This window comes from uncultured Marinobacter sp. (assembly GCF_947488835.1).
Classification (GTDB): Bacteria; Pseudomonadota; Gammaproteobacteria; order Pseudomonadales; family Oleiphilaceae; genus Marinobacter.
This window is the reverse complement of the sequence record NZ_CANLBK010000001.1, coordinates 897,116-912,856: the sequence shown is the minus strand read 5'-3', so window position 1 is coordinate 912,856 and position 15,741 is coordinate 897,116. Positions and strand designations below refer to the sequence as shown.

General features: G+C 52.4%; 12 protein-coding genes. 8 read left to right on the top strand and 4 right to left on the bottom strand.

All coding sequences use genetic code 11. The features are described 5' to 3' along the window. Nucleotides 1–4 precede the first annotated feature (4 nt). Together phbB and Q0824_RS04205 are read right to left on the bottom strand one after the other, a co-directional pair. On the bottom strand, nucleotides 5–754 hold the full coding sequence (phbB, locus tag Q0824_RS04210; RefSeq protein ID WP_298447802.1) for an acetoacetyl-CoA reductase: 750 nt from the start codon (nucleotides 752–754) through the stop codon (nucleotides 5–7). 27 nt (nucleotides 755–781) lie between these two features. After that, nucleotides 782–2,149, bottom strand: a complete 1,368-nt coding sequence (locus tag Q0824_RS04205; RefSeq protein WP_247115027.1) for a malonyl-CoA decarboxylase — start codon at nucleotides 2,147–2,149, stop codon at nucleotides 782–784. Between the two features lie 149 nt (nucleotides 2,150–2,298). Between Q0824_RS04205 and Q0824_RS04200 the strand changes: the two genes are divergently transcribed. The 4 genes from Q0824_RS04200 to Q0824_RS04185 all read left to right on the top strand — a co-directional run bounded on the left by Q0824_RS04200 (nucleotide 2,299) and on the right by Q0824_RS04185 (nucleotide 5,552). Next, nucleotides 2,299–2,730 (top strand): MaoC family dehydratase, encoded by a 432-nt coding sequence (locus tag Q0824_RS04200; RefSeq protein ID WP_247115028.1) that lies wholly within the window; start codon nucleotides 2,299–2,301, stop codon nucleotides 2,728–2,730. 14 nt (nucleotides 2,731–2,744) lie between these two features. Further along, complete coding sequence (locus Q0824_RS04195) at nucleotides 2,745–3,290, top strand: hydrolase (protein ID WP_298447798.1); 546 nt, start codon at nucleotides 2,745–2,747, stop codon at nucleotides 3,288–3,290. Nucleotides 3,291–3,386: 96 nt separating this feature from the next. Further along, a complete protein-coding gene (locus Q0824_RS04190) occupies nucleotides 3,387–4,907 on the top strand; it encodes an ATP-binding protein (protein ID WP_298447795.1) in 1,521 nt (506 codons plus the stop codon). A gap of 6 nt (nucleotides 4,908–4,913) precedes the next feature. Then, nucleotides 4,914–5,552 (top strand): response regulator, encoded by a 639-nt coding sequence (locus Q0824_RS04185; protein WP_247115033.1) that lies wholly within the window; start codon nucleotides 4,914–4,916, stop codon nucleotides 5,550–5,552. Between the two features lie 18 nt (nucleotides 5,553–5,570). On the opposite strand, the gene Q0824_RS04180 is transcribed toward Q0824_RS04185, so the two are convergent. Further along, on the bottom strand, nucleotides 5,571–5,996 hold the full coding sequence (locus tag Q0824_RS04180; RefSeq protein WP_298447791.1) for a thioesterase family protein: 426 nt from the start codon (nucleotides 5,994–5,996) through the stop codon (nucleotides 5,571–5,573). Between the two features lie 258 nt (nucleotides 5,997–6,254). On the opposite strand from Q0824_RS04180, the gene Q0824_RS04175 reads away from it, so the two are divergent. The 4 genes from Q0824_RS04175 to Q0824_RS04160 all read left to right on the top strand — a co-directional run bounded on the left by Q0824_RS04175 (nucleotide 6,255) and on the right by Q0824_RS04160 (nucleotide 12,981). Further along, on the top strand, nucleotides 6,255–8,597 hold the full coding sequence (locus tag Q0824_RS04175; protein ID WP_298447789.1) for a molybdopterin-dependent oxidoreductase: 2,343 nt from the start codon (nucleotides 6,255–6,257) through the stop codon (nucleotides 8,595–8,597). A 202-nt stretch (nucleotides 8,598–8,799) separates the two neighbouring features. Then, nucleotides 8,800–10,197 (top strand): hypothetical protein, encoded by a 1,398-nt coding sequence (locus tag Q0824_RS04170; RefSeq protein WP_298447787.1) that lies wholly within the window; start codon nucleotides 8,800–8,802, stop codon nucleotides 10,195–10,197. 48 nt (nucleotides 10,198–10,245) lie between these two features. Next, nucleotides 10,246–11,871, top strand: coding sequence for an AMP-binding protein (locus Q0824_RS04165; protein ID WP_298447785.1), 1,626 nt, complete (start codon nucleotides 10,246–10,248; stop codon nucleotides 11,869–11,871). Between the two features lie 297 nt (nucleotides 11,872–12,168). Then, nucleotides 12,169–12,981, top strand: a complete 813-nt coding sequence (locus tag Q0824_RS04160) for a hypothetical protein (protein ID WP_298447783.1) — start codon at nucleotides 12,169–12,171, stop codon at nucleotides 12,979–12,981. A 20-nt stretch (nucleotides 12,982–13,001) separates the two neighbouring features. Here the strand turns inward: Q0824_RS04160 and Q0824_RS04155 are convergent, their stop codons facing one another. Next, on the bottom strand, nucleotides 13,002–15,710 hold the full coding sequence (locus Q0824_RS04155) for a mechanosensitive ion channel domain-containing protein (protein ID WP_298447781.1): 2,709 nt from the start codon (nucleotides 15,708–15,710) through the stop codon (nucleotides 13,002–13,004). Between the last annotated feature and the right edge of the window lie 31 nt (nucleotides 15,711–15,741).

Genomic DNA, 15,741 nt, shown 5'->3' with positions numbered 1-15,741 from the left:
TCCCTTAGCTCATGTACTGGCCGCCGTTGACCGACATATTGGTGCCGGTCACGAAGCTTGCTTCGTCCGCTGTGAGATAGACAACGGCTCGGGCAATGTCTTCAGGCTTGCCAAGGTGGCCAACAGGGATGCCCGCAACAATGTTATTCAGCACTTTTTCGGGTACTTGGCGCACCATGGGAGTGTCGATGTAGCCGGGGGAAACCGAGTTTGCAGTTACGCCTTTGCGGGCGCCTTCCTGAGCAATGGATTTGGTGAATCCATAAATGCCTGCTTTGGTTGCGGCATAGTTGCTTTGGCCAAACTGGCCTTTCTCTCCATTGAGCGACGAAATGTTAACGATGCGGCCAAAACCGCGCTCGCACATGTTTTCGAACACTTGCTGGCACATGTTGAACATGGAAGTCAGGTTCACATTGATAACCTGATTCCACTGTTCTGGCTGCATTCTCTTCAACGGTGCGTCGTTGGTGATACCGGCGTTGTTGACCAGAATGTCGATGGGGCCCAAATCCTGTTCTACAGCGGCTGTGAATGCTTTACAGGCTTCAAAGTCGGTTACGTCGAGCGGGTAGATAGCCACGTCAACACCCTCTTCACGAAGGTTGGCCTGCCAGTCTTTTGCTTGGGCTGTGAACTCTTCACCGGGCAGGTGAGTGCCCACCACTTTACGGCCCTGAGCGGCCAGTGCCTTACACATGGCGGTACCCAGGCCACCGGCTGCTCCGGTAATAACTGCGATACGATTAGTCATGGTGTTCTCCTTACTTTTCAGGGTGGTTTATTTCAAAAGTTTCTTGATATTGGATGACAGGGAAATGGTTCCCTGTGAGGTGTACTGGTTACTGCGATGTACGATTTTTGGAAGCTCGTATAGATAGTTCACCATCAACCCGGCTGATTGCTTTAGGCCTTTATCCGATGTGTCTGCCATCCAGTTGAGCCGCGCGAGTTGCGCACCATTGCTCAAATGGAAGTTTGCGACAGGATCGTTCGCACGGGAGGTGCCAGGCTTGGTCGAGCTTAGATAGGTCGCAGCCAGTTTCATGATGGCTTCTTGCTGGGTGCCAGTGGCATCCCCCTGACTAGCGAGCACGGGATCACGTGGCGGCGGTGTGTTGAGCCACTGTTCACCCCCAGGTAACAGCATTAGCTGGTCGGCTGGCGTGCTGTCCAGCCAGCGGCGGAAGCCGGGGATGGGTGACAGGGTGGCGAACTGTTTAAGCTGAGGGAACTCCACTTGCAGCTTGCTGACCACTTGTTTGATCAGGAAGTTACCGAAGCTGATACCCGCCAAGCCTTGTTGGGCGTTAGAGATCGAGTAGAAAATGGCGGTGTCGGCTTTATCGATGTCCTCTGTCGGCGCGTGCTCGTCCAGAAGCCTTTGAACATTGTCGGCAAGGCCATTCACCAAAGCCACTTCCACAAAAATCAGTGGTTCGTCTGGCATGTTCGGGTGAATAAAGGCGAAGCAGCGACGGTCGAAGTCCAGTCGGTTCTTGAGGTCGCTCCAACTCTTGATGGCGTGCACGGCTTCATAGGCGATCAACTTTTCGAGCATGGCACCACTGGAGTTCCAGCTGATCTCTTCCAGCTGCAACAAACCGATGTCGAACCACGTGGCGAGCAGGTCGCGAAGATCCGTTTCCAATGGCTTCAGCTGTGGATAATCTTTGCGCAGGCGAAGCAGTTCCTCTCGCATATCCACCAGGAATTTCACCCCGGAAGGAACCCCGTTGAACTGCTTCAATAGTGCCGTTCGGCTGGGTATCAAAGCCTTGCGTAAGGACTGGGCGGCTTCTGTTTTCTCGTTGTGTTTGGCGTTGTGCCATTGATCGATAGCGCTCTCGACGGATGCCTCGTTAACGCCGTAATGCTCTGCAAGCAATCCCAGGAAGCGTGTCCTTCCGGTCGTAGTCAGCTTCAGGTAGGCGCGGCCCAACAAAGCGGCCCGCTTGCGAGCTTCTACCTGACCGCCATTCTCAGAGAGGCAGTCGTCTATCCACTCCTTAACGATTGCGATGTCAGATTCCGGGAGGTCTTCCGCAACGCTCAGGATGTCTGAGCCACGTCGGCCTACGGATTCCAGTCCACCTGAAACCAGCTTCTTGAAGGCCCTTTCAAAAATGCTTACGGGTTGCCTCTGCATGACTGCGACTCCCTTGGTGCAAAGCGGGGTTGTTTGGATTGATGAGAGAAGGCTACCAGAGCATTTTGAAAAAACCAAGTAAAAGTACTTGGTTTGATGGATATAAACCAGTAGTGTAGTCGGTGAATGGATCAACATGAGGAAGCACAATGCAAGAATTACACGGGTACTATCTGGAAGATCTGGAAATTGGAATGGAGGCGTTCTACGCCAAGACTATTACTGAAGCAGATGTGGTTTTGTTCGCGGGCATCAGTGGTGACGACAATCCGGTACATATTAATGCTGAGTACGCGAAGACCACGCCGTTTAAAGAGCGGATTGTTCATGGCATGTTCAGTGCAGCACTGATTTCAGCTGTATTGGGTACGCGTATGCCTGGCCCTGGGGCGATATATATAGATCAGCAGATTAAATTTAAAGCACCGGTTCATATTGGCGATACGGTGGTTGCGTCTGCAAAAGTTATCGAGATAAACGAAGAGCGTCGCCGAGTAAAGTTGGAAACCATCTGCAAGGTGGGTGATAAGGTTGTTGCGGAAGGTGTCGCCACCAACATGGTTGATCGCCGCCCTGCGTGAGTCTGGAGACTATTATGTTAATGGATATAGAGAAGTCCATCGTTGCGGTTATTGATGTTCAGGCCCGACTATTGGGTGGAGTGCATGAAGCCGATAAACTGGTGAATAACTGCAGTTGGTTGGTTCGTCTGGCAAAGCTGATGGATGTCCCAGTGGTGGGATCGGAGCAATACCCGGATGGGCTGGGGCCCACTGAAGAAGGTTTGCGTGAATTGGTGGGCCCGGCCAATATATACGGCAAGGCTTACTTTTCATGCATTGACGACCCCGGGTTCGAAAAAGCATTCCAGGCGCATGATCGAAAACAGGTTGTCCTGTGCGGCATGGAGTCTCAAGCCTGCGTGATGCAATCAGCCGTCAGGTTGCTGGAGAAGGGGTTGGACGTATTTGTGGTGGCTGATGCCATTTCTGCACGTAACTCATACGACACCGAAGTAGCACTGCGTCGTATGGAGCAGGCCGGTGCCAGAATTGTCACAAAAGAAATGGTCGGGTTCGAGTGGATACGACGTTCTGATGCGGCTCAATTCAAGGCTTTCAGCAAAGAGTTCCTGCGCTAGCAAGTCACGGGGTCCTGATGCCTTGTGGCTAAGGGCCCCGGAGACCGTCAGAATAGGGTCCGACCAGGCAACCCGCGTTCCGAGAACCCGTTACCCATGAAAAATCGCACCCCGGAAGAAGGGCTTACCGCCCTGACCGACGACGCTGAGCGCAACCGCTTGCTGGCGGAAATGGCTGAGCAGTCTACCGATATGATTTCCCGGCACACACCGGAGGATTGGCTGTTTATCTATGCGTCTCCGGCGGTTACGCATTTGCTGGGCTATACGGTCGAAGAAATTGTTGGTATCTCGGCTTACGATCTCTACCATCCAGACGATGTTGAAGACTTCCGGTTACGGGCACCCACGGTGAGTTATGACCGGGGGTTGTACACCCATACTTATCGCTTTCGCTGTAAAGATGGACACTACATCTGGTTGGAAAGTACCAGCCGGACCATTCGAGACCCGGAGACCAATGATATCCGGGAAATCCTTGTGGTGTCTCGGGATGCAACCCATCGAATCATGGCAGATAAAGCAAGCCGGCGTTTGGCGCGGGTGCTGGAGAGCACTCAGGACCTGGTTATATTTGCCAATCTGGATTTTACCGTTTCGCACCTTAACGAAGCCGCCCGGAAAGCTCTTGAAATGGAGTGCATGGAATACAGCTCTTTCCCGCTCTCGAGGCTTGTGACCGAGAAGGGCCTGGCCACCTTGATGGAAGAAGGCTTTCCGGCAGCAAAGGAAACAGGGAGTTGGCGTGGAGAGCTAACGATGCAAAACCTGAACGCATCTCGCATACCGGTCCTGCTCGAGCTCTTGGCTCACCGCTCCTTGCATGGGGATATTGAGTATTTCTCACTGGTCGCACACGATCTCACCGAAAAAAAAGCAGCTGAAGACCAACTCAAGCAGTATCAGGCCGAAATTGATCATGCCAGCCGGTTGGTCACTATGGGCGAACTGGCATCGAGCCTGGCCCATGAGTTGAACCAGCCACTCTCCGCTATGGTGAATTATCTCCGGGGCATTGAACGGCGTTTTGCGGACAAGCCCACTCTCGCGTGGAGCGATGTGGAACTGCCGATTACCCGAAGCATCCGGACGGCGTTGAGAGCAGGTGAGATCATCCATCGGATGATGGATTTCACGAGAAAGCAGGAGCCAGTCGTTACTCGCCTCAATTTACCGGATTTGATCGGGGAGATGATCAACTTCTGCGAGAGTACGGCGGAAAGACACAACGTGTCCGTAGTTTTCGAGCCCGACTTGAATTTGCCAGACGTTAAAGGTGATCGGGTGCAGTTGGAACAGGTAGTGTTGAACCTGATCGTGAATGCTGTGGAGGCGAGTGGTTCTGCTGATCGTGACGACGCTGCCATTGTGCGAGTCAGAGTTGTACCTCATGAGAGTGGGCAATTAAGAGTAGAAGTTGAGGATCAGGGGCGGGGGATTTCCGAGGTGGATATGTCTCGTCTTTTTGATCGCTTTTTCTCAACCAAGGAAACTGGGCTAGGAATGGGGCTGGCCATAAGCCGTTCATTGGTAGAGAATCTTGGTGGCGAGCTTTGGGCAGAAAACCTCCCTACGGGCGGCGCACGTTTTTCATTTACTCTCAATATTACTGACTGATAATTCATGACCTCTAAAAACGACGCACAAACAGTTTTCGTTATTGATGACGACACGGACGTGAGAGATTCATTGAAGTGGTTGCTTGAGTCTGTAGGTCTCAATGTTCAAACCTACGAGAATGCGATGGCGTTCTTTGAAGCTTTCGATACCGGCGCGAGTGGCTGTATCGTGATGGATGTGCGAATGCCAGGATTGAGCGGCATTAACGCTCAGAAAAAGCTGCCGGAATACAATATTGAGCTGCCGGTGATCATGATTTCGGCCCACGGTAATGTCGATATGGCGGTGACGGCCCTGACTCAGGGTGCCATTACATTTATCGAAAAGCCATTTGATGACCAAACCCTGATCGATCATGTGCATAACGCATTGGAAAGAGATAGGAGCCGGTCTGTTCATCGTCGCTCACAGTCTCGTATACGGGACTGTTATGAACGCTTGACCCGGCGAGAGCGTCAAGTACTAGAGTTGATCGTTAAGGGGTTGTCTAACCAGGAGGCGGCAGACGAACTCGGTATTAACAGGAAAACAGTTGAAGGCCACCGGGCCAATATGACCGCAAAGATGAAAGTAGATTCGTTTGCGGAACTGGTACAGGTAGCCATCGCGCTAGGATTGGTACAGGGTATTACAAGCTTGTAAATCCAACCGCCTAACGGGTCAAAGCCGAGCGAGGTTTTCTCTTGCAGCGTCCGGTAACCTGATCGGTCTTTGGGTGTTGTCGTCAACGCAAACAATCACCGTTTCAGCGGTCGCGCAACATACCCCATCTTGAAAAATGCCCTGATATAGCTGTATCGAGCTGTTGCCAACACGCGTGACGGCCGTTCCAATATCTACGGTTCCTGGCCAGTGAATTTCAGCGCGCAGTTGCAAATTCAGATTGACGATTACGAAGGAGGTACCAGGTGAAGTGAGTGGTGCTTCCGAATCGTAGATCAGCTCAACTCGCCCCGTTTCAATAAACGTTGAAAATACCGCATTGTTCACATGCCCCTGTCGATCCGTGTCTGCATAGCGCAGTTTGTCGTAGGTGCGATGCGGAAACTGTTCCAGAGTCCAATCTTTAGTCGCGTCAGCTGCCATTTTCGGTTCCCCCTTTCGTCTGGGCTAAAGGAGTCGGAGCATTGCGCACGGCAGTATGTATGTCAAATTGTCCGCCCCTTCCTGGCGCGTAAGCCAGCTTTGGCATGGGTGCGTCATGCCGCTCCCCGTCGTGCCTGAGTGCATACCCATACAGATGCGAGTATTTACGCTTAATTAAATTTACACAAACCGAGTACAAATACTTGAGTTTGGTCTATGCTGTCTTTTCCTAATAACAAAATGAAGAGGGCTCAACCCATGCCATTTGAGCACGCGAAAAAAGGGACGCTTACCAGTAGTCATTGGGGAACCTATCGAGTTCATGCAGATAACGGAAGTATTACCGCTTTAGAAGGGTTCGAGCGGGATGAAGATCCATCGCCCATCGGACAAGGTATCGTTGATGTGCTGGACGGGCCCATGCGTATTAAAAAGCCAATGGTTCGACGTGGATGGCTGGAAAACGGGCCGGGAAATGCAGGGGGCGCTCGGGGAGCCGATGAGTTTGTCGAGGTATCCTGGCCTAGAGCAATCAAGTTGGTGGTGGAAGAACTAAATCGTGTGCGCGATCGCTATGGTAACCAGGCCATCTATGGTGGGTCCTACGGCTGGTCCAGTGCAGGCCGTTTTCATCATGCCCAGAGCCAGCTAAAGAGATTTCTCAACTCGGTTGGTGGGTACACCTACTCACTGAATACATACAGCTATGCAGCGGCTGAAGTCACTTTGCCTCACGTGCTCGGGGACTTCTATTCCATGGTCAATGGCGCAACCAGTTGGGACGTTATCAAGGAGCACACAAGCCTGTTCGTGGCATTTGGTGGGGCGCCCGCCAAGAATGGTCAGGTGACCAATGGAGGGGTTGGTCGTCATGTGCAGAAGCAGGGCATGCTGGATGCAGCTTCTAACGGAGTAAAGGTCGTGAATGTTAGCCCCTTGCGTTCAGATGTTCTGGATGAAATGGACGCAGACTGGGTCGCTCTTTATCCGGGCAGCGATGTGGCACTTCTACTGGGTATTGCCCACACCCTCCATACTGAAAATCTGGCAGATACTGAGTTTTTGTCGACCTATACCGTGGGCTACGAACGCTTTCAGCAGTATTTTATGGGCGAGACCGATGGTGTCGTTAAAGACTGCTCTTGGGCCGCGATCAAGACGGGAATCGCAGCTTCTCGCATCCGGGATTTGGCGCGAGATATGGCTCGCCAGCGCACAATGATCTCTGTGAGCTGGTCTCTTACCCGACAGGACAACGGTGAGCAACCCTATTGGGCCGCAATCGCAGTTGCTTCCATGTTGGGGCAGCTAGGACTACCTGGTGGTGGTATTGGTTTTGGGTATAGCGCCATGAATGCTATCGGTGCTAATTATCAAGGCATTCCCGGCGCCTCTCTTCCCCAAGGTAAAAACCCGATAAAGAGCTTTATTCCTGTCGCTAGAGTTACGGACCTGCTTCTCCATCCCGGTAAGCGCTTTGAATACAACGGCGTAGTTGGAACCTATCCGGAAATTCGGTTGGTTTACTGGGCGGGTGGCAACCCTTTTCATCACCATCAGGATCTTGTGCGCATGAGAAGGGCATGGCAGAAGCCCGAAACGATTATTGTCCATGAATGGTGCTGGAACGCTCAGGCTAAACACGCAGATATAGTGCTGCCGGCAGCGACCTTTTTAGAGCGCAATGACATCGCTTCATCCAGCCGGGATCCTTTCCTTGTGTACATGCAAAAAGCTGCTGAGCCTGTAGGTCAAAGCCTGACAGACTATGAAATATTCAGCGCGCTGGCAGAAGAGTTAGGCGCGCGAGAAGCTTTCACAGAAGGCCGCGATGAAGAGCAATGGTTGCAGGTCATTTATGACGAAACCCGGCAAAAAGCGGGTGACAGTGGTATTGATCTACCAACTTTTGAAGCGTTCAAGGCAAAGGGGTGGTTCGAAAACTCGATGCCGAAAGAACCCCAGGTTTTAATGAAAGCCTTCCGCGAGAACCCTGCGGCGAATCCACTTGGAACGCCAAGTGGGAAAATAGAGATATTCTCTGAAACTGTCGCTGGCTTCGGTTATGAAGAATGCCCAGGCTTTCCATTTTGGAGTGAGCCCAAAGAGTGGTTAGGGCAGGAATCCCCCGAATACCCCTTGCACCTGATTTCCAATCAGCCGAAAAACAAACTGCACTCTCAATTGGATCACGGTTCTTATAGCCGGAAGTCGAAGATAAATGGCCGAGAGCCAGTGGTTATTCACCCGGTTGATGCAAAGGCCAGAAACATTGTAGACGGCAGTTTGGTTCGCCTTTTCAACGGACGGGGCGCCTGTTTGTGCTCTGCCGTCGTGAGCGACGAAGTGCGCCCCAGAGTTTTGCAGCTGAGTACGGGAGCCTGGTTTGACCCACCACTGCCGGGAGATTCAGCGATATCTTGCCGGCATGGTAACCCGAATGTTCTTACCCGGGATGACGGAACATCCCGCCTGGCCCAGGGGCCGAGTGCATTGTCATGCCTCGTGGAAATTGAATTGTTTGAGGGGGAAGCTTCGGCTATGCCGATGGGCGCCTTTTCGCCGCCTGCAATCCGTAGCGAAGCTGTTCCGGGCTCCTGAACCTTCAGTTTTTTACCTGTGTAGCACCTGGTCAGTGACAAGAAATGTGCTTGCGCTATTGAGTGGCACCCGAATTAAAGAATATTGGCTTAAAATTTCAAGTAAAAACCCTTGATCGGGCAGGTGTTAGTGACTAGTATTTGGGCGGAGATAGTCTCTTCGCTATGCAATTCGAAATTCAGTTGGATGGAGAACAACAACAATGTCCCTAAAAAAGAGATCAACTGGCGGTGAGCAGCCGTCAGCCTTGGGTGCACTAAACCTTCGTGTGCCCTTTGTGCATTACAAAATTGAGATTCCGGATATTCTGCAAGGTGCGATCTTGTGTGTCGTTCCGCTGAGTATTACCGCACTGATGACATCTGTTCTGGGGATTCCGTTTGAAATCGCGGTTGCTTTTGTCCTCCTCAACAACATTCTCTATCTGGTACACACGCATTTCGGTGATCCCACGGTTGCCGGTTGGATTACAGCCGGGATTCCGCTGTATGTAGCCTTCTTGTCGAGCTACCCAGAGGGGGACGCCAGAATACTGGCGTTAATTGCCTTACAGTTAACCGTCTCAGCTATATTTCTTGGTCTGGGGGTGTTCAAGGGGGCTGATGCGCTGGTGCGGAAAATGCCAGCGTCACTGAAATCAGGCATTTTAATCGGTGCGGGTATTTCGGCCATCATGGGCGAGTTTGGCGCGGATGGCCGTGTATGGACAATGCCGATTACCATATTGACGGGCGCTGTGCTGGGCTTTTTCATGTTGTTCTCAGAGACAGCAAGCCCACTTCGTGCTCGATACGGCTTCTTTCGCTTTGTCGCCCAATACGGCATAGCTGTGCCTTTTCTGATTGCTTATGTTTTGGGCCTTATTATCGGTGAGGTGGATGCGCCTGTTATTGAGTGGGGTTTTACCACCATTCCTTTGGGCACTATCTTGCGAGACTACAGCGTGTTCGGGCTGGGCATGCCGCCACTGCAATACTTTATTGATGCGATTCCTCTTGCGCTGGCGGCTTATATTATTGCCTTTGGCGACATATTGGTTATGGATTCTTTGTTCAAGAATGCTGATGCTGTTCGCAAGGACGAAAAACTGGTTTTCAGCCCGCGCCGGAACAGCATCATCGTGGGTATTCGCAATTTGGTGCATGGAATCTTTGCACCCTTTATCAGTCTATCTGGCCCAGCGTGGACCGGTGGTCAAGCTTTGGTGATTAACCGCTACATGAATAACCCACGTTCGGTGATGGACAGCTATTGGGGTGGTGCGACCAGCCTGTACTGGGGCATGACCATTGCCGTTGTGTTGGTTCCTGTTGTGACGTTATTCAAGCCTGGTCTCAATATCGGCATGGCGCTTACGTTGCTGATCCAAGGGTATCTGTGTGGGTATCTCGCCATCGAAATGCTTGATCGTCAGACCAATCTTGAGCGTGGCATCGCGGTTATTGTCGGTTCCGTTCTAGCCGTGCAGGGCGCAGCCTGGGGGCTGGGTGTCGGCCTTGTACTCTGGTTCTTCCTGGAGAAGAACTGGTTTGCGGATGCATACGTTGCAAAGCATCACGATGACGAAATGGCAGACGATACCGCAACCGAACAACGTTAGTTGATTGCGGCAAAGCACGTTTGAACGAACAACCAAGGGTTTAAAGTAATGGATAATATGTTTGAGCTCGGGCTCGATAAAACAGACGCTAGCTACACGCCCCTCACGCCGATTTCTTTTATACAGAGAACGGCCCTGGCGCACCCAACCCGCACCGCGGTTATCCACGGCAGCATCCGTCGGACATGGGCCGAAACCTACCAACGCTGCTTAAAGTTGGCATCTGCCCTGCGAAAACTGGGCGTTCGGAAAGGGGACACAGTAGCGGCACTCTTGCCAAATATCCCCGAAATGCTGGAATTGCATTTTGCGGTGCCAATGATTGGAGCTGTTCTGAACGCCCAGAACACCCGGCTTGATTCCAAAACCATGACCTTCATGCTCAACCATGGGCGTGCAAAAGTGTTCTTTACCGACATGGAGTACAGTGATCGGTCCCGTGATGCTCTTGTCGGTTGTGACGCCAAGCCGATTGTTATTGATGTTGATGACCCTAATTTCGCTGGCGGCGAACTGATCGGCAAGATGACCTACGAAGATTTGCTGGCGATGGGTGATGACGATTTCGCGTGGGATATGCCTGACGACGAGTGGCAGGCAATTGCCCTGAACTACACGTCAGGCACTACCGGGAACCCCAAAGGTGTGGTTTACCATCATCGTGGCGCGCATTTGAACGCTTTGAGCAATATCATCGGTTTTGGGTTGCCATCAGGTGCGGTTTACCTCTGGACACTCCCGATGTTTCATTGCAATGGTTGGTGTTATCCATGGGCGGTAACCGCTGTGGCAGGCACTCATGTGTGCTTGCGCTCTCCACAACCTAAGCCAATATATGATGCCATTGCCGAGTACGGGGTTACCCATCTGTGCGCTGCACCGGTTGTGTTGAATATGCTTATTAACGCCCCCGAAGAATATAAAAAGCCGTTCAGCCAGCAAGTAACCGCAGCGACCGGTGGTGCGGCACCTCCCGCGGCAACGATTGCAGCTATGGAATCCATGGGGGTGAAAGTAGTGCACCTGTATGGTTTGACAGAAACCTATGGCCCCAGCTTGATCTGTGAGTTCCAGGATGAGTGGCATTCCCTGGATGGCAAAGGCAAAGCGGCGAAAATGGCTCGGCAGGGGATACTGTCGTTGTCCATGGCGGACATGATGGTGGCAGACCCTGTGACCCTCGAGCCAGTTGAACAGAACGGTACGGCGATTGGTGAGCTGTTTGTTCGAGGCAACTCCGTTATGAAGGGGTATCTGAACAACCCGGAGGAAACTACCAAATCCTTTGGCGGAGGCTGGTTCCATACTGGAGATTTGGGGGTATGGCACACCGACGGCTATGTGGAAATTAAAGACCGCTCCAAAGATATTATCATTTCGGGTGGAGAGAATATTTCGACCCTTGAGGTGGAAAGTACGCTCTACGATCATCCTGCGGTACTGGAAGCAGCGGTTGTTGCAGCACCCGACAACCACTGGGGTGAAATACCCTGTGCGTTTATCACCTTGAAATCCGGCAACGATCACCTCACGGCAGCGGACATTGAAACCTATTGCCGGGCAAATCTAGCAGGCTTCAAAGTACCCAAGAAAATTGTATTTATGGATGACTTGCCGAAGACATCGACGGGGAAATTGCAAAAGCACGTGCTGAGGAGTCAGCTTACCGGTTAAGAATGAGCGTGTATTAATTTGACGATGACATTTCCCCGGCCCATGCCGGGGTTTTTTGTAAGTGCGCTCAGAAAATAGAGCTTGATCGCAGCGGAAATTTGCGGCTGACACACCGAGCCAAGGGGTGCTTGCGCTGTTATATTAAAAATAATCTCTTCATACTACTGGGCGACTTTTTTGGTGAGGGGAAACGATTTGAACAGGGCGCCTGGATTGCTGTGTATAGTGGCCATTGTGATGTTGTCAGGTTGTAATTCCGAAAGCAGTTCTGGAAATACCGAGGCAGGAATCGATGCTTTGGTTGAAAATACTGGTCTGGCTTCCGAGAAGCCCTTCAGTGACATTTCTCTCACCCTCACGCCTGCCCAGCTAGACTGGGTCGGCCAGAAAATATTTCAGAATGAATGTGCGGGCAAGTTCGACTGCCTTGTTCACTGGAACGAATCGGAGGCGTTCCCCTCGCTGGGTATTGGCCATTTTATCTGGTACCCGGAAGGTGTGAATGGGAGGTTTACCGAGAGTTTTCCTGCACTTTACCAATACATGGAGCAGCGCCAGCGTAATATTCCTGAATGGCTACGAGAGCTTGAGCCATTCTATGCGCCCTGGCCAAATCGGGAAACCTTTCTCAAGGTTGCTGACTCGCCCCAAGTGGCCGAACTGAGAGAATTTCTTGCAGGCAGCCAAGGCATTCAGGCCGAGTTTATTTTTCGCCGTGCCAAGGAGTCACTAGTCAAGGTGGTGAAGGCCGCGCCTGACGCCCGTCAAGGGGATGTGCAAGCCAAGCTGCGGGCGTTGAGCCAAACGCCGGGTGGTGTCTATGCCCTGATGGATTATGTGAATTTCAAGGGTGAGGGGCTTTCCCTGAGCGAGCGTTATAACGATGAGGGCTGGGGGTTGCTTCAGGTTTTACTGGCCATGCCGGAGGCGACGCAGACTGGCGATGTGCTGGCGCAATTCCGGAAAGCGGCTGCGCAAGTGTTAACCCGCCGCGCCGGGAATGCCGACAACCCGGTTGAGCGTGAACGCTGGCTCGCTGGGTGGCTAAAGCGCCTGGACACCTATAAAGAACCCGTCGATATGGGGTCGGTAACTGGCGCTTCTTCCTGAGGTTTTCCGAGCTTCTATTCTCAGGTTGCGCAACTACCTTGGGGCGCCTTGGTAATCTCAGGCAGGTTGCGCACATGAACGTCCCGCTGCGGGAAAGGAATTTCAATGCCGGCTTCGGTGAGCGCACTCGTAATGGAGGCGTGGATTTCGTGGGACAGGGGCATCATGTCCTGCAGGTCTTTGATGTATACCCATAGCTCGAAATCAATACTGCTATCCCCCAGCCCTACACAGAATACCTCGGGAGCGGGGTCACTCACTACCCGTTCATTGTTGCCAGCAACGCCGATCAAAATTTCCTGTGTCTTATTTACATCCGAACCGTAGGCGACTCCCACCCGAAGGGTAACTCGTGTAATTGGATCCGAGAGGGTCCAGTTGGTCAGGTCCTGGGTCACGAAGGTTTTGTTTGGGATAATCTGTTCTTTTCTGTCCCAGTCGACCAGTGTTGTGGCTCGAATACGTATGCGGGCAACCGTGCCGGTAATGCCATCTATTGTGACCATGTCACCCACCCGGATAGGGCGTTCAAACAGAAGAATGATGCCCGAGACAAAGTTAGCGACGATTTCCTGAAGTCCGAACCCGAGGCCGACACCCAGGGCGGCAATGAGCCATTGCAGTTTTGACCACTGAACCCCTATTACCGCGAAACAGGTTATCACGCCAGCGAACACCAGCAGATAGGCTGTGAGAGTTTTGATCGCATAGCCGGTGCCGGGCTCCAGGTTCAGCCGGCTCAGAATGGTTACTTCAAGGGTGCCCGGGAGGTCGCGGGCTGCCAATATGGTTCCTGCGCCAATCAAAGCAGCCAGAAGCACGTCAGCAAGAGTTATGGGGAGCGGATCTCCACCTTGCAGGTCGGTAGCGATGGTCCACAGCGTGATGTTGTCAAACAGTTTGAGTGCAGGGAAAACGTCGGCCCAAAGCATCGTCAGCCCGGTAATGGCCAGTGCGGCTATTACGATGCCCAGCAGTGATGTGCTCTGATGACTGATGTCCTTTAGGTTCATTGCTGGCATATCCAGTGAAGGCAGAATGTTCTCTTCGGACGTGTCGTCGGCTTCCCGGCTTTCAGCTGCTTTTTGCTCCGCTGCTCGCTGTTCGCGCAGAATGTCGAGGGTGAGGCGGCGTTCACGCACAGAAAGAGCCCTCAATCCCAGATAGTAGAGCAATGAAGTGAAAGCCAGCCAGCAAATGGAGATGAACAAGTTGCGTTCAAGTTGAAGGGCTGTGTAGTGGTAGCCAAACAGCGCCGCAAGGGCCAGAACAAGGGGGGTGATAACGGCGATAATGTGCAGGAATACCAGGAAGCCATGTTGGGATTTGTACGCCCTCACGGCTTTCATGATGCGCTGTGCAAATACCGCCAGTGCGATGGACACCAGGGTAAACAACAGACGGCCCAGGCTGTCGTCGAACTGTGCGCCTTCAGGGGTTGAGGTTGTCGATGTGGTTATGATGGTTACTGGCAATACGAATGCCATCAGCAGGGGGATTTCCCGGCGGATAACCAGCAGGGAGTTGGGGTTCCAGTGGAAGTGGTTTTCACCAAGGCCGTGCTTGCGTGCTACGTTGCGGATAAACGCCAGCAAAAACATGATGAAACCCGCCGCTGTCAGCCCTTTCGAAAGGGCAGAGAAAAACTCATTGCCTTCCATCAGCAGCAGGGCGGCCAAAGAAAATACAAGCACGCCGGGCAATGCCAGCAGGAAGCTGTTAATCAGTGCCTTTATGGTAAACGCCATGCGGTCATGGCCAACATTACCGATGTAGCGGCTGTTTTCGATCAGATTACCCGCGATGGCTTTTCGCGTTATAAGCAGGGCCAGAAACAGCAGGGCAACAAGGGTTATGCGAGTGCCACGTTCTTTCCAGGACAGGGCGATGGTGTCACTGATGGCACCGAAGCGCAGTTGGGAGACAAACCATTTTGCAGACTGGTAAAGCCCGCCCGCGGTTTCAGTACTCACAACAGCAGCGCTTGGCAGCCAGAACAGGCGCTGTTGAAGAAGCTTCTGATATTCCTGAACCTGGTCTTGAAGGGCCGATACTGTGCTGTAGTATTCATTGAGCACATCAATGTGTTCTGTAACGGCTTTGTGCAGTTCGCGTAGCAACTCGGAGCGGTGGGTTTGCAGTTGCCCGCGGGCATCATCACCAGGCTCCGCAATGGCTTCAAACTCTTCCAGTCTCAGTTGCTCTTCTCTTGCGGAAGCAAGCTTATTCTCAATGCCTTCTATCAAATCGCTGGCAATACTCTGTCTTTGTAGGCGCTCAAGTCTCTGCTTTAACAAGTTGGCATAGTTTGCAGTAAGGTTGAGGCCCGCCTTCTCAAGTCTCAGCTCAAAACTCTTATACTCATCCTGCAAGCGGGTCAGAATGGATTCGGCATAGGTTAGCCGCTCCTGGCTGTCTTTCACTGCTGTCTGACGCTGCGTTAGCGAGGATTGCAGCGTGCGCACCTGCTCCAGAATGTCTGAGTTGGCCACCTCTGGTAGCTTGATTTCGGGAGGAGCATCCGTGCCAGCTTCCAGTTCTGGTTGAACGGCCGGTCGCGATTCCTCTGGCTGTTCAGCGCTTTCTTTGCTTTGCCGGGTGGCTGTGTCTGATTGCGTGTTTGTATCCCCGGAGTTTTCGGCCCAGGCAGGAAATGCCAGAGAACAGAGAAGAATAAAGCCGGCCATGTATGTTGCCAGAGCTGCACAATGGGTCGGACGTTGCTTCATATTCTGCACTCCTTGCATGGACGGCTCTAGG

Bases quoted from the DNA above. Each gene is read 5' to 3' on its own strand.
- Q0824_RS04180 (WP_298447791.1), bottom strand. From the start codon at position 5,996: ATGGCAGCTGACGCGACTAAAGATTGGACTCTGGAACAGTTTCCGCAT.
- Q0824_RS04190 (WP_298447795.1), top strand. From the start codon at position 3,387: ATGAAAAATCGCACCCCGGAAGAAGGGCTTACCGCCCTGACCGACGAC.
- Q0824_RS04165 (WP_298447785.1), top strand. From the start codon at position 10,246: ATGGATAATATGTTTGAGCTCGGGCTCGATAAAACAGACGCTAGCTAC.
- Q0824_RS04185 (WP_247115033.1), top strand. From the start codon at position 4,914: ATGACCTCTAAAAACGACGCACAAACAGTTTTCGTTATTGATGACGAC.
- Q0824_RS04175 (WP_298447789.1), top strand. From the start codon at position 6,255: ATGCCATTTGAGCACGCGAAAAAAGGGACGCTTACCAGTAGTCATTGG.
- Q0824_RS04195 (WP_298447798.1), top strand. From the start codon at position 2,745: ATGTTAATGGATATAGAGAAGTCCATCGTTGCGGTTATTGATGTTCAG.
- Q0824_RS04205 (WP_247115027.1), bottom strand. From the start codon at position 2,149: ATGCAGAGGCAACCCGTAAGCATTTTTGAAAGGGCCTTCAAGAAGCTG.
- Q0824_RS04155 (WP_298447781.1), bottom strand. From the start codon at position 15,710: ATGAAGCAACGTCCGACCCATTGTGCAGCTCTGGCAACATACATGGCC.
- Q0824_RS04200 (WP_247115028.1), top strand. From the start codon at position 2,299: ATGCAAGAATTACACGGGTACTATCTGGAAGATCTGGAAATTGGAATG.
- Q0824_RS04170 (WP_298447787.1), top strand. From the start codon at position 8,800: ATGTCCCTAAAAAAGAGATCAACTGGCGGTGAGCAGCCGTCAGCCTTG.
- phbB (WP_298447802.1), bottom strand. From the start codon at position 754: ATGACTAATCGTATCGCAGTTATTACCGGAGCAGCCGGTGGCCTGGGT.